This is a genomic window from Enterobacter genomosp. O, from assembly GCF_001022965.1.
GTDB lineage: Bacteria > Pseudomonadota > Gammaproteobacteria > Enterobacterales > Enterobacteriaceae > Enterobacter > Enterobacter cloacae_L.
The window spans coordinates 405,671-419,957 of sequence record NZ_LECZ01000023.1; the positions used below are offsets into that span (position 1 = coordinate 405,671).

Sequence of the window (14,287 nt, forward strand, 5' to 3'; positions counted from 1 at the left end):
AATAAAAAGAAAGCATTTGTAAATCGCTCCGCTCGCCCTTCTTACCCCAACCTATAGAATAGAAATGCGCCATAAGTGGGCGAAATTTCATTATTTGCTTTGTTGAATCGCTTCAGATTGCAAAAACCCTCGTTTCATTATGGTTAAATCTCCCTCTTTAGTGGTAATCAACTCATTTGTGCAAAGTTACATTTCTGAAACGTTATTTCTGTAAGGTTGTTAAAATGTGCAGGGTTTACTGATTTCAATCAAAACCAATATGGACAGAAGGTGAATACTTTGTTACTTTAGCGATACGAAATAGAAATTGGTAAGACCAATTGACTCCGGGCAAAAAGGCGTAAGACAGGGAATATGGCCTACAGCAAAATTCGCCAACCAAAACTATCTGATGTGATTGAGCAGCAGCTGGAGTTTTTAATCCTCGAAGGGACTCTGCGCCCGGGTGAGAAACTTCCGCCAGAACGCGAACTGGCAAAACAGTTCGACGTTTCACGTCCCTCTCTGCGTGAGGCAATTCAACGTCTCGAAGCAAAGGGCTTGCTGCTTCGTCGCCAGGGCGGCGGAACTTTTGTGCAAAACAGCCTGTGGCAGAGCTTCAGCGATCCGCTGGTAGAACTTCTCTCTGACCACCCAGAATCCCAGTTTGACCTGCTTGAGACCCGTCACGCGCTAGAAGGTATTGCGGCCTATTACGCCGCCCTTCGCAGCACTGATGAAGATCGCGTGCGTATCCGCGAGCTGCATCAGGCCATTGAACGGGCACAGCAGTCCGGCGATTTAGACGCCGAGTCCAGCGCCGTCGTCCAGTATCAAATCGCCGTCACCGAAGCGGCACACAATGTGGTGCTCCTCCATCTGCTACGCTGCATGGAGCCGATGCTGGCCCAGAACGTTCGTCAGAATTTTGAATTGTTGTATGCCCGTCGGGACATGCTCCCACTGGTAAGCAACCATCGCACCCGAGTATTCGAGGCGATAATGGCCGGGGAACCGGAGCAGGCGCGCGAAGCGTCGCACCGACATCTGGCTTTCATTGAGGAAATCTTGCTGGACCGCAGCCGTGAACAATCGCGTCGCGAACGTTCATTACGCCGCATACAGCAACGAAAGGATTAAGCGCCAGGTACTTTTAGAGCGCGGCAACTAAACGCAGAACCTGTCTTATTGTGTTCTTGCCCAAGAGCACAATGGGACAGGTTCCAGACAAATCAACGTATTAGATAGATAAGGAATACCCCCATGTCAGAACGTCTCCAAAATGACGTGGATCCGATCGAAACTCGCGACTGGCTACAGGCGATCGAATCGGTCATCCGTGAAGAAGGTGTTGAGCGCGCTCAGTATCTGATTGATCAGCTGCTTTCTGAAGCCCGCAAAGGCGGTGTGAAGGTTGCTTCAGGTGCAGGGGCTAGCAACTACGTAAACACGATTGCCGTCGAAGACGAACCGGAATACCCGGGCAATCTGGATCTGGAACGTCGTATCCGTTCTGCAATCCGCTGGAACGCCATCATGACCGTTCTGCGCGCATCCAAGAAAGACCTGGAACTGGGTGGCCACATGGCATCCTTCCAGTCTTCTGCAACCGTTTACGAAGTGTGCTTCAACCACTTCTTCCGTGCAGCTAACGAGAAAGACGGCGGCGATCTGGTGTACTTCCAGGGCCACATCTCTCCGGGCATCTATGCACGTGCATTCCTGGAAGGTCGTCTGACTGAAGAGCAGATGAACAACTTCCGTCAGGAAGTTCACGGTAAAGGTCTGTCTTCTTACCCGCACCCTAAACTGATGCCTGAATTCTGGCAGTTCCCGACCGTATCTATGGGTCTGGGCCCAATCGGTGCGATCTATCAGGCTAAATTCCTGAAATATCTGGAACACCGTGGTCTGAAAGACACCTCTGAGCAGACCGTTTACGCCTTCCTGGGCGACGGCGAAATGGATGAGCCAGAATCTAAAGGCGCGATCACCATCGCGACCCGTGAGAAGCTGGACAACCTGTGCTTCATCATCAACTGTAACCTGCAGCGTCTGGATGGTCCGGTAACCGGCAACGGCAAGATCATCAACGAACTGGAAGGCATCTTCGCAGGTGCTGGCTGGAACGTGATTAAAGTCATGTGGGGCGGTCGTTGGGATGAGCTGCTGCGTAAAGATACCAGCGGTAAATTGATCCAGCTGATGAACGAAACCGTTGACGGTGACTACCAGACCTTCAAATCCAAAGACGGTGCCTACGTTCGCGAGCACTTCTTCGGTAAATACCCAGAAACCGCAGCACTGGTTGCAGACTGGACTGACGAGCAGATCTGGGCTCTGAACCGCGGTGGTCACGATCCGAAGAAAGTCTACGCGGCACTGAAAAAAGCGCAGGAAACCAAAGGTAAAGCGACTGTAATCCTGGCCCACACCATCAAAGGTTACGGCATGGGTGATACCGCAGAAGGTAAAAACATCGCTCACCAGGTTAAGAAAATGAACATGGACGGCGTGCGCTATATCCGCGACCGTTTCAACGTTCCAGTGACCGATGAGCAGGTAGAAAACCTGTCTTACATCACCTTCCCGGAAGGTTCTGAAGAGCACAAGTACCTGCACGAACGTCGTCAGGCGCTGAAAGGCTACCTGCCAGCTCGTCAGCCTAACTTCACCGAGAAGCTGGAACTGCCAGCGCTGGAAGACTTCTCTCAGCTGCTGGAAGAGCAGAATAAAGAGATCTCTACCACTATCGCTTTCGTTCGTGCCCTGAACGTGATGCTGAAGAACAAGTCGATCAAAGATCGTCTGGTTCCAATCATCGCTGACGAAGCGCGTACTTTCGGTATGGAAGGTCTGTTCCGTCAGATCGGTATTTACAGCCCGAACGGCCAGCAGTACACCCCGCAGGACCGTGAGCAGGTTGCATACTACAAAGAAGACGAGAAAGGGCAGATCCTGCAGGAAGGTATCAACGAGCTGGGCGCAGGCGCATCCTGGCTGGCTGCTGCGACCTCTTACAGCACCAACAACCTGCCGATGATCCCGTTCTACATCTACTACTCCATGTTCGGGTTCCAGCGTATCGGTGACCTGTGCTGGCAGGCTGGCGACCAGCAGGCTCGCGGCTTCCTGATTGGTGGTACTTCCGGTCGTACGACCCTGAACGGTGAAGGTCTGCAGCACGAAGATGGCCACAGCCATATTCAGTCTCTGACTATCCCTAACTGTATCTCTTACGACCCGTCTTACGCGTACGAAGTGGCAGTCATCATGCATGACGGTCTGCAGCGCATGTACGGTGAAGCGCAAGAGAACATTTACTACTACATCACCACCCTGAACGAAAACTACCACATGCCGGCAATGCCAGCAGGTGCCGAGGAAGGTATCCGTAAAGGTATCTACAAACTCGAAACCCTCGAAGGTAGCAAAGGTAAAGTTCAGCTGCTGGGCTCCGGTTCTATCCTGCGTCACGTCCGTGAAGCGGCTCAGATCCTGGCGAAAGACTACGGTGTGGGCTCCGACGTGTACAGCGTGACCTCCTTCACTGAACTGGCGCGTGATGGCCAGGATTGTGAGCGCTGGAACATGCTGCACCCAATGGAAACTCCACGCGTTCCGTACATCGCTCAGGTGATGAACGATGCACCAGCGGTGGCGTCCACTGACTATATGAAACTGTTCGCTGAGCAGGTTCGTACTTACGTTCCAGCTGATGATTATCGCGTTCTGGGTACTGACGGCTTCGGTCGTTCTGACAGCCGCGAAAACCTGCGTCACCACTTCGAAGTTGATGCTTCTTACGTGGTTGTAGCAGCACTGGGCGAACTGGCTAAACGTGGCGAAATCGATAAGAAAGTGGTTGCAGACGCAATTACCAAATTCAACATCGATGCAGAAAAAGTTAACCCGCGTCTGGCGTAAGAGGTAAAAGAATAATGGCTATCGAAATCAATGTACCGGACATCGGGGCTGATGAAGTTGAAATCACCGAGATCCTGGTCAAAGTAGGCGACAAAGTTGAAGCTGAACAGTCGCTGATCACCGTAGAAGGCGACAAAGCCTCTATGGAAGTCCCGTCTCCTCAGGCTGGCATCGTTAAAGAGATCAAAGTCTCTGTTGGCGATAAAACCGAGACCGGCAAACTGATCATGATTTTCGATTCCGCCGACGGTGCAGCTGCACCTGCGCAGGAAGAGAAGAAAGAAGCCGCTCCGGCCGCTGCTCCAGCAGCTGCCGCGGCAGCGAAAGACGTTAACGTGCCTGACATCGGCGGTGACGAAGTTGAAGTCACTGAAATCTTGGTTAAAGTGGGCGACACCGTTGCAGCTGAGCAGTCACTGATCACCGTAGAAGGCGACAAAGCCTCTATGGAAGTGCCAGCTCCGTTCGCGGGTACCGTTAAAGAGATCAAAATCAACACCGGCGACAAAGTGTCTACCGGCTCCCTGATCATGGTCTTCGAAGTGGCGGGTGCTGCACCTGCTGCCGCGCCTGCTCAGGCTGCTGCTCCGGCTCCGGCCGCTGCACCAGCTGCTGCCGGTGGTGCGAAAGACGTTAACGTACCGGACATCGGTGGTGACGAAGTTGAAGTAACCGAAGTGATGGTGAAAGTGGGCGACAAAGTTGCCGCTGAACAGTCACTGATCACCGTTGAAGGCGACAAAGCTTCTATGGAAGTCCCTGCGCCGTTCGCCGGTACCGTTAAAGAGATCAAAATCAGCACCGGCGACAAAGTGTCTACCGGCTCTCTGATCATGGTCTTCGAAGTGGAAGGCGCTGCGCCTGCCGCAGCTCCGGCTGCCGCGGCTGCTCCGGCACCTGCTGCTGCATCGGCTCAGGCGTCTAAACCTGCTGCGGCTCCTGCTGCAAAAGCGGAAGGCAAATCTGAGTTCGCTGAAAACGACGCTTACGTTCACGCTACCCCGCTGATTCGTCGCCTGGCGCGCGAGTTCGGTGTAAACCTGGCGAAAGTGAAAGGGACTGGCCGTAAAGGTCGTATCCTGCGCGAAGACGTTCAGACCTACGTGAAAGACGCGGTGAAACGCGCCGAAGCTGCACCTGCTGCAGCCGCCGGTGGCGGTATCCCGGGCATGCTGCCATGGCCAAAAGTGGACTTCAGCAAGTTCGGCGAAATCGAAGAAGTGGAGCTGGGCCGCATTCAGAAAATCTCTGGTGCGAACCTGAGCCGTAACTGGGTGATGATCCCGCACGTTACGCACTTCGACAAAACCGATATCACCGATCTGGAAGCGTTCCGTAAACAGCAGAACGCCGAAGCTGAGAAGCGCAAGCTGGACGTGAAATTCACCCCAGTGGTCTTCATCATGAAAGCCGTTGCCGCTGCCCTTGAGCAGATGCCACGCTTCAACAGCTCCCTGTCCGAAGACGGCCAGAAGCTGACGCTGAAGAAATACATCAACATCGGTGTTGCGGTTGATACGCCAAATGGTCTGGTTGTTCCGGTCTTCAAAGACGTGAACAAGAAGAGCATCACTGAGCTGTCCCGTGAACTGACCACCATCTCCAAGAAAGCGCGTGATGGTAAGCTGACTGCCGGCGAAATGCAGGGCGGCTGCTTCACTATCTCCAGCATCGGCGGCCTGGGTACTACCCACTTCGCGCCGATCGTGAACGCGCCGGAAGTGGCTATCCTCGGTGTGTCCAAGTCCGCGATGGAGCCGGTGTGGAATGGCAAAGAGTTCGTGCCGCGTCTGATGATGCCAATCTCTCTGTCCTTCGACCACCGCGTGATCGACGGTGCTGATGGTGCGCGTTTCATCACCATCATCAACAACACCCTGAGCGACATTCGCCGCCTGGTGATGTAATCGAAAAGCCGGCCAATCGGCCGGCTTTTTTCTGGTAATCTCCTGATGGTCGTGAGGTTATCGGCGAAAGCGACAATTCGTGAGCCGTTTGTTGTTTCAAAATTGTTAACAATTTTGTAAAATACGGACGGATAGAACGACCCGGTGGACGACGGGTATAAATTAAGAGGTCATGATGAGCACAGAAATCAAAACTCAGGTCGTAGTACTTGGGGCAGGCCCGGCAGGTTACTCCGCAGCATTCCGCGCAGCGGATTTAGGTCTGGAAACCGTCATCGTAGAACGTTACAGCACCCTCGGCGGTGTTTGTCTGAACGTCGGCTGTATCCCTTCTAAAGCGCTGCTGCACGTAGCGAAAGTTATCGAAGAAGCCAAAGCGCTGGCTGAACACGGCATCGTCTTCGGCGAGCCGAAAACCGATATCGACAAAATTCGTACCTGGAAAGAGAAAGTTATCACTCAGCTGACCGGCGGTCTGGCGGGTATGGCCAAAGGCCGTAAAGTGAAAGTGGTAAACGGTCTGGGTAAATTCACTGGTGCGAACACCCTGGAAGTGGAAGGCGAAAACGGCAAAACCGTGATCAACTTCGACAATGCGATCATCGCAGCAGGTTCTCGCCCAATCGAACTGCCGTTCATTCCACATGAAGATCCACGCGTGTGGGATTCCACCGATGCGCTGGAGCTGAAAACCGTTCCTAAGCGCCTGCTGGTTATGGGTGGCGGTATCATCGGTCTGGAAATGGGTACCGTGTACCATGCGCTGGGTTCTGATATTGACGTGGTTGAAATGTTCGACCAGGTTATCCCGGCCGCAGACAAAGACATCGTTAAAGTCTTCACCAAACGCATCAGCAAGAAATTCAACCTGATGCTGGAAACCAAAGTGACTGCCGTTGAAGCGAAAGAAGACGGTATTTACGTTTCCATGGAAGGCAAAAAAGCCCCTGCAGAACCACAGCGTTACGACGCCGTGCTGGTGGCTATCGGCCGTGTGCCGAACGGTAAAAACCTCGACGCGGGCAAAGCTGGCGTGGAAGTGGACGACCGTGGCTTCATCCGCGTTGACAAACAGCTGCGCACTAACGTGCCGCACATCTTTGCTATCGGCGATATCGTCGGTCAGCCAATGCTGGCGCACAAAGGTGTTCACGAAGGTCACGTTGCCGCTGAAGTTATTGCCGGCATGAAGCACTACTTCGATCCGAAAGTGATCCCATCTATCGCGTACACCGAGCCAGAAGTTGCTTGGGTTGGTCTGACTGAGAAAGAAGCGAAAGAGAAAGGCATCAGCTACGAAACCGCCACCTTCCCGTGGGCTGCTTCTGGCCGTGCTATCGCTTCCGACTGCGCAGACGGTATGACCAAACTGATCTTCGACAAAGAGACTCACCGCGTTATCGGTGGTGCGATTGTCGGTACCAACGGCGGCGAGCTGCTGGGTGAAATCGGTCTGGCTATCGAAATGGGCTGCGACGCTGAAGACATCGCGCTGACCATCCACGCTCACCCGACTCTGCACGAGTCTGTTGGCCTGGCGGCAGAAGTGTTTGAAGGCAGCATCACCGACCTGCCAAACGCGAAAGCGAAGAAGAAATAAGTTTATTTCTTCTTACTAAACGCCTCCTTCGGAGGCGTTTTTTTTGCCTGAAAACTACCCATTATGGTAGGTAACTTATTGTTATTTCCCCTAAAAATTTGCGCTTATCTGCCGATACTTTTTTCACCATTGTGTAGCTACTGGCCGCACGGTTAGAGGTTCTGGATTTTTGATTACACGCAAAAAGGAAATAACATGTCTTTGAAGAAAGTGATGGGGATTGGCTTACTGGCGGCAGTCATGACGCTGACCGGATGCGGTGCGATGACGACAGCCGTGAAAAAACGTAACCTGGAAGTGAAAACGCAGATGAGCGAAACCATCTGGCTGGAGCCGTCTAACGAGAAAACGGTCTACATTCAGGTAAAAAACACCTCTGATAAAGATATGAGCAACCTCCAGACGTTGCTGGCAAACGATCTGAGCGCCAAAGGGTATAAGGTAACGTCCTCTCCTGACAGTGCATACTACTGGGTTCAGGCTAACGTCCTTAAAGCGGACAAAATGGATCTGCGTGAAGCCCAGGGCTATCTGAAAACCGGTTATGAAGGTGCTGCCGTTGGCGCTGCGCTGGGTGCCGGTATCACGGCCTATAACAGTAATTCTTCTGGTGCGGCGCTGGGCGTAGGGCTGGCGGCGGGCCTGATCGGCATGGCTGCAGATGCGATGGTAGAAGATGTGAACTACACCATGGTAACCGACCTGCAGATCTCTGAGCGTAGCAAAGCGAAAGTCACCACCGATAACATTGCGGCGCTGCGTCAGGGTACGTCCGGCGTGAAGCTGCAAACCAGCAGCGAGCAGGGCGATCGCGCGAAGTATCAGACCCGCGTGGTATCGAATGCTAACAAAGTGAATCTGAAATTCGAAGAAGCGAAACCGGTTCTGGAAGCGCAACTGGCGAAGTCGGTCGCAAATATTCTGTAAGTTAAAAAGCCGGGTGGCGGCTTCGCCATACCCGGCTTGTACAACGTGGTCCGTTGACGTTACTCAGGGTGCAACGGGCTGCCAGGTTTTATCAGGGTGATACGCGGTTAACGCCCGGGCTTTCTGCTCCGAATCGCTGCCGAGATCTGACTGGTAAACCTTGTCGTCCTGATTTATCACAAAGCTCATCACGCCCGTCTGACCATAGCTAACCGGCCAGGCAACCATCGCGAAACCGTTGTTCTCAGGCAGGATCCGGAAGCGATAGCCGTGATAGCCGGTACCCGGCTCTTTTGGGCTGAATGCCGGGCCGAGCGGACTGGGCGCTTCGCCGGGTGAGGCTGGCCAGTATAAACCGTCTTTTTTCCCTTCCGAACTGACAATTTTCTGCGCGTATTTTTGGTTCATCGCAAAGTAGCTTTGCTGCGCATCGACATAGGCATGTAAGGCTTCAATGGCGGCGAGCTCGTTACGGCCAATTTCGCGGGTCAGGATCTCTTCAGCACCTTCTTTGATATCGAACTGCCAGCCTGCTGCGGTTTTGTTCACCGGAATGGGGAGCTGCCAGCCGCTCTCTCCGACAACAAGGTGCGCCGTATCCCCTTCGACAACGGTGTTATGACGGAGTTTCCAGTCGCGCAGGAAGCGATCGACGGCGTCGGGGTCAACGCCTTCAGGGGGCAGAAAATCGCGCCAGTTCTCTCCGAACAGATTGCTCATCGCGCTCTCATTATGCTCACTAATGGCGTTGGCCAGCGCATCGGTCGCCTGGTCGGGCGTGCTAAAGGACTGCTGCGCCATCGCCGAGGCCGAAAGCATGAACAACACCATTCCACTGAGTAGTTTACTTTTCATGTCGGTTCCCTTAGCGATGTCGAATTTCACGGCGTTCAGCACGTGTGCCAGATGCCTGGCGCGGCGGCTGCTGGCGAGCCGCGAGCTGCCTGCTTTGCGCACCACGCTGCTGCTGCGCCTGCCAGTTCGCGGAGCGGCTGTCGTTGCCGCTCAGCGCATTAGCCCGGGGCTGACTGTTTCGCTGCTGAGGAATGCGTTGCTGCGAGGGTTGCGAAACCCGTTTCTCTTGTCGCTGAGCCGTGGCCTGGCGGTTTTCTCGCTGCTGCGCGGTCGTCCGCTTCGTCGTCTGCGGTTTGGTGTCGTAGCCCCGGTAGTTATTGCGCTGAGAAATCTGCTTCAGCTGTTCACTTGAGGCCTGACGCTGCCCATCTTTGGTTCCGGGGCGCGCCGTTTGCGGGAAGGTTTTGCCCGTTGATTTCTCCATCTGGCTGAGGGCGGCCTGACGCTGGCTATCGCGGTTAGCCGGTTTTTGCTGCGTTGAGCTTAACCCTGTGGCCGTGCTGGTGGAGTGGAAGCGATTGTTGAGCTGGTTAGTGGGATAGGGGACGCCTTCCCGGTAGGCGGGGTTGTGCTGCCAGGTGCGGTTGGCATCCGTCAGCCGCTGTCCGCTGATTTTATTAAAGTTCTCAACGTTAATATTGATGTTGTTATCACCGTTGCGGTTATAGCCGCCGTGATTATCCCAGTCGTCATGGTGATGGTCCCAGTCATCGTCATCATCCCAGTCGATGTTGCTGAAGATGGCATAGGTTGTGGCGACACCCAGGCTGAAGCCTAACCCGTTGACGAAGCTGTTACCAAACTGCTCCCCGGGTGAAGGAGGGAGATAGGTAGGTGGATAAGCGGTGTTTGGCCAGGTACCGTACACCGTATTGGGGTTATAGGTTGGGACGTAAACGACCTGCGGATCGGCAGATTCAATTTTAATAACCGTAGGCGCTGGCGCGGACGTTGTGGCTGTCGTTGACTCGGTGGTGCTGGTTTTAGCCGGCGCCGGTTTTGTCACGGTGGTGACCGTCTGCTGAGGCGTTGATTGTAAGGCACCGGTCTTCTGTGCCAGCGCGCGCAGGCGCTGAACGGAATCCATCACATCTTTCGGTTGTGCGAGAAACGCATCGCCCAGATTTTGTACCCACGGCGGGTTTTCGCCCATCAGCGACATCAGCTGAGGAAATGCGACCAGCGATTTCACACTGGGATCCCAGGGCTGGCTGGCAACGGCCTGAATAGCGGCGTCCCCTTCCATTTTGGGGTTGTCTTTGGACCACTGAGCCGCCTGAATCACGTTGGCCGGGTAGGTCGAAGCCATCAAGATTTGTGACAGCAGGGCATCAGGATAGAGCGCGATGGGGGCAACCCACTGATCGATTTGCGCGGCAGTATAGGCTGGCGCGGCGAACGGGGCGGACTGTGCCGCAGCAGGCGTAGCCGGTGCTGCCGGTTGTTGTGCGGCAGGGGCTGGCGCAACGGGCTCCGTTGCACGACTTTTGACAAACATGACGCCTGAGGCGGCAAGCAGCCCGGCACTGCACAAAAGAACGAGCAGATGTGGCTTAAAGGGCAACTTCATAAAATGACTCCAACGAGACAAGCGCTGTGCCGTGAGGCGTTACGGTTGGCGTGAGTATTATTCACCCGTCTTTTACTGTTTTGACTTTTATTGGGAAGCGTCCGGTACGTCCGGATAAAGAGTGTGAGTATTTATTACACAATTATATGCGATGCGGGAAAAACCGCTGGGAATTCAGAAGGCCGCTCTTGCGAGCGGCCAGCAGCTAGTTGCCGAGGTTAACGACAAACAGCACCGTGATGTCGGATATATTCCAGCCACCGTGCAGTGCGGTAAGCAGTAAACCGATCGCAACGATCAGCGCAGTGATTCGCATCTCCATTGCATGCGTTCCTGTAAAGGCTACGCGGGTTCATCCTCCACCGGGAAAGGCCGAACCAGGCAAATAAGTGTATTGCCGCGTAGGTTACGGAACTGCTCCCGGGCCCGGTGACTGGTTGCTACGCCAGCGAAGCAGGCCGGGAGCAACAGTATTACAGTCGGTAAGAGCTGAGAAGAATGGGTATGCAGTTACATCTTTTTTCATTCGAAACTGGATGGCGGCTCGTAAAAGCCAGACAGGTACTTGCAGATTTTCTTACTGAGGAGCATTATTCATGTCGAGTGTATTGCCGCAAATCTGCCAGCCCGGTGTGCTACCACCGCAAGGCAACAAATAAACCGCTACCAGGCGGTTTTTTTGTACCCAAAATTCGTCTTGTCTCCCCGCTACACCATGCTTAACGATTCAGCAAATTTTTTAATGTTGCTTTTTTGTAAACGGATTAACACTGTGCAGAAATCCTGCTATGCTGCCCGACGCGGTATCGGGCATTTACCCTACAAACTGCTGTCTCACAGGAGCGTGAAGAGAACGCCCGCCGCATATGACAATGAGAGCGAGGAGAACCGTCGTGCTAGAAGAATACCGTAAGCACGTAGCAGAACGTGCCGCCGAGGGAATTGTACCCAAACCTTTAGATGCAACCCAAATGGCCGCGCTCGTCGAGCTGCTGAAGAACCCGCCTAAGGGCGAAGAAGAATTCCTGTTAGATCTGTTGATCAACCGCGTACCGCCTGGCGTAGATGAAGCTGCCTACGTAAAAGCCGGATTCCTTGCTGCTATCGCCAAAGGCGAAGCCACCTCCCCACTGGTTACTCCTGAAAAAGCCATTGAACTGCTCGGCACCATGCAGGGTGGTTATAACATTCATCCGCTGATTGACGCGCTGGATAACGACAAGCTGGCACCGATTGCCGCTAAAGCGCTCTCTTCCACGCTGCTGATGTTCGATAACTTCTACGATGTGGAAGAAAAAGCCAAAGCAGGCAACGTCTATGCGAAGCAGGTGATGCAGTCCTGGGCTGATGCCGAATGGTTCCTGAACCGTCCAGCTCTGGCTGAAAAAATTACAGTCACTGTTTTCAAAGTGACCGGTGAAACCAACACCGACGACCTCTCTCCGGCGCCGGATGCATGGTCTCGCCCGGATATCCCTCTGCACGCCCTGGCAATGCTGAAAAACGCCCGTGAAGGTATTGAGCCGGACCAGCCTGGCAGCGTCGGCCCGATCAAACAGATCGAAGCCCTGCAGAAAAAAGGTTTCCCGCTGGCCTACGTGGGTGACGTTGTGGGTACCGGTTCTTCCCGTAAATCCGCGACTAACTCCGTGCTGTGGTTCATGGGTGACGACATTCCTCATGTGCCGAACAAACGCGGCGGCGGCCTGTGCCTCGGCGGTAAAATTGCGCCTATCTTCTTCAACACCATGGAAGATGCTGGCGCACTGCCAATTGAAGTCGACGTGAATAACCTGAACATGGGCGACGTGATTGACGTTTACCCGTATAAAGGCGAAGTGCGCAATCACGAAACCAACGAGCTGCTGGCAAGCTTTGAGCTGAAAACCGACGTGCTGATCGACGAAGTGCGTGCCGGTGGCCGTATTCCGCTGATCATCGGCCGTGGCCTGACCACCAAAGCGCGTGAAGCGCTGGGGCTGCCGCATTCAGACGTTTTCCGTCAGGCGAAAGACGTGGCCGAGAGCGACCGCGGTTACTCTCTGGCGCAGAAAATGGTGGGCCGCGCGTGCGGCGTAGCCGGTATTCGTCCAGGCGCGTACTGCGAGCCGAAGATGACCTCCGTGGGGTCTCAGGACACCACTGGTCCAATGACACGCGACGAACTGAAAGACCTGGCGTGCCTGGGCTTCTCTTCCGATCTGGTGATGCAGTCCTTCTGTCACACCGCGGCGTATCCGAAGCCGGTTGACGTGACCACGCACCACACGCTGCCAGACTTCATCATGAACCGTGGCGGCGTTTCCCTGCGTCCGGGTGATGGCGTCATCCACTCCTGGCTGAACCGCATGCTGCTGCCGGATACCGTGGGTACCGGCGGTGACTCCCATACCCGTTTCCCAATTGGTATCTCCTTCCCGGCGGGCTCCGGTCTGGTGGCGTTTGCTGCGGCGACCGGCGTGATGCCGCTGGATATGCCGGAATCGGTGCTGGTGCGCTTCAAAGGCAAAATGCAGCCTGGTATCACCCTGCGCGACCTGGTTCACGCAATCCCGCTGTATGCAATTAAACAGGGCCTGCTGACCGTTGAGAAGAAAGGTAAGAAAAATATCTTCTCCGGCCGTATCCTGGAAATTGAAGGTCTGCCGGATCTGAAAGTAGAGCAGGCGTTCGAGCTGACCGATGCTTCCGCCGAGCGTTCTGCTGCAGGCTGTACCATCAAGCTGAACAAAGAGCCGATTATTGAGTATCTGAACTCGAACATCGTGCTGCTGAAGTGGATGATTGCAGAAGGCTACGGCGACCGTCGTACGCTGGAGCGTCGTATCCAGGGCATGGAAAAATGGCTGGCCGATCCGCAGCTGCTGGAAGCCGATGCTGACGCAGAGTACGCGGCGGTGATCGACATCGATCTGGCGGATATTAAAGAGCCAATCCTGTGTGCGCCAAACGATCCGGACGACGCGCGTCCGCTGTCTGAGGTTCAGGGCGAGAAGATCGACGAAGTGTTCATCGGATCCTGTATGACCAATATCGGTCACTTCCGTGCTGCCGGTAAACTGCTGGATACCCACAAAGGCCAGCTGCCAACCCGTCTGTGGGTGGCGCCGCCAACCCGTATGGACGCGGCTCAGCTGACCGAAGAGGGCTACTACAGCGTGTTTGGTAAGAGCGGTGCGCGTATTGAAATCCCTGGCTGTTCCCTGTGTATGGGTAACCAGGCGCGCGTAGCCGACGGCGCGACGGTGGTCTCCACCTCTACCCGTAACTTCCCGAACCGTTTAGGTACCGGTGCAAACGTCTTCCTGGCTTCTGCGGAGCTGGCGGCGGTTGCGGCGCTGATTGGCAAACTGCCAACGCCGGAAGAGTACCAGACCTTTGTGGCTCAGGTTGATAAGACGGCGGTGGATACCTATCGCTATCTGAACTTCGACCAGCTCTCTCAATACACCGAGAAGGCTGACGGGGTTATCTTCCAGATGGCGGTATAAAAGCAAAACCGTCTCCACGAGACGGTTTTTA

General features: G+C 54.5%; 8 protein-coding genes. 6 read left to right on the forward strand and 2 right to left on the reverse strand.

All coding sequences use genetic code 11. The annotated features are described in order from the left end of the window. Window positions 1-354 precede the first annotated feature (354 nt). The 5 genes from pdhR to traT all read left to right on the forward strand — a co-directional run bounded on the left by pdhR (window position 355) and on the right by traT (window position 8,340). Window positions 355-1,119, forward strand: coding sequence for a pyruvate dehydrogenase complex transcriptional repressor PdhR (pdhR, locus tag ABR39_RS07235; RefSeq protein WP_008501960.1), 765 nt, complete (start codon window positions 355-357; stop codon window positions 1,117-1,119). A 123-nt stretch (window positions 1,120-1,242) separates the two neighbouring features. Continuing rightward, window positions 1,243-3,906, forward strand: coding sequence for a pyruvate dehydrogenase (acetyl-transferring), homodimeric type (aceE, locus tag ABR39_RS07240; RefSeq protein WP_047346368.1), 2,664 nt, complete (start codon window positions 1,243-1,245; stop codon window positions 3,904-3,906). A gap of 14 nt (window positions 3,907-3,920) precedes the next feature. Further along, window positions 3,921-5,813 carry a pyruvate dehydrogenase complex dihydrolipoyllysine-residue acetyltransferase gene (gene aceF, locus ABR39_RS07245; RefSeq protein WP_047346369.1) on the forward strand — a complete coding sequence of 631 codons (1,893 nt, stop codon included), beginning with the start codon at window positions 3,921-3,923 and terminating at the stop codon, window positions 5,811-5,813. 175 nt (window positions 5,814-5,988) lie between these two features. Beyond that, entirely contained in the window at window positions 5,989-7,413 is a 1,425-nt protein-coding gene (lpdA, locus tag ABR39_RS07250) for a dihydrolipoyl dehydrogenase (protein WP_014068924.1), read from the forward strand. 195 nt (window positions 7,414-7,608) lie between these two features. Continuing rightward, window positions 7,609-8,340, forward strand: coding sequence for a conjugal transfer complement resistance protein TraT (traT, locus tag ABR39_RS07255; RefSeq protein WP_047346370.1), 732 nt, complete (start codon window positions 7,609-7,611; stop codon window positions 8,338-8,340). A gap of 63 nt (window positions 8,341-8,403) precedes the next feature. Here traT and ABR39_RS07260 read toward each other — a convergent pair whose 3' ends face one another. Further along, the gene (locus tag ABR39_RS07260; RefSeq protein ID WP_047346371.1) at window positions 8,404-9,195 is read right to left on the reverse strand and encodes a DUF2950 family protein; all 792 of its coding nucleotides are present in this window, start codon (window positions 9,193-9,195) and stop codon (window positions 8,404-8,406) included. Between the two features lie 10 nt (window positions 9,196-9,205). Next, a complete protein-coding gene (locus tag ABR39_RS07265) occupies window positions 9,206-10,765 on the reverse strand; it encodes a DUF3300 domain-containing protein (protein ID WP_047346372.1) in 1,560 nt (519 codons plus the stop codon). An 893-nt stretch (window positions 10,766-11,658) separates the two neighbouring features. Here ABR39_RS07265 and acnB point away from each other — a divergent pair. Further along, entirely contained in the window at window positions 11,659-14,256 is a 2,598-nt protein-coding gene (acnB, locus tag ABR39_RS07270; RefSeq protein ID WP_048339028.1) for a bifunctional aconitate hydratase 2/2-methylisocitrate dehydratase, read from the forward strand. Window positions 14,257-14,287 lie beyond the last annotated feature (31 nt).

Bases quoted from the DNA above. Each gene is read 5' to 3' on its own strand.
- ABR39_RS07265 (WP_047346372.1), bottom strand. From the start codon at position 10,765: ATGAAGTTGCCCTTTAAGCCACATCTGCTCGTTCTTTTGTGCAGTGCC.
- aceE (WP_047346368.1), top strand. From the start codon at position 1,243: ATGTCAGAACGTCTCCAAAATGACGTGGATCCGATCGAAACTCGCGAC.
- pdhR (WP_008501960.1), top strand. From the start codon at position 355: ATGGCCTACAGCAAAATTCGCCAACCAAAACTATCTGATGTGATTGAG.
- ABR39_RS07260 (WP_047346371.1), bottom strand. From the start codon at position 9,195: ATGAAAAGTAAACTACTCAGTGGAATGGTGTTGTTCATGCTTTCGGCC.
- traT (WP_047346370.1), top strand. From the start codon at position 7,609: ATGTCTTTGAAGAAAGTGATGGGGATTGGCTTACTGGCGGCAGTCATG.
- lpdA (WP_014068924.1), top strand. From the start codon at position 5,989: ATGAGCACAGAAATCAAAACTCAGGTCGTAGTACTTGGGGCAGGCCCG.
- aceF (WP_047346369.1), top strand. From the start codon at position 3,921: ATGGCTATCGAAATCAATGTACCGGACATCGGGGCTGATGAAGTTGAA.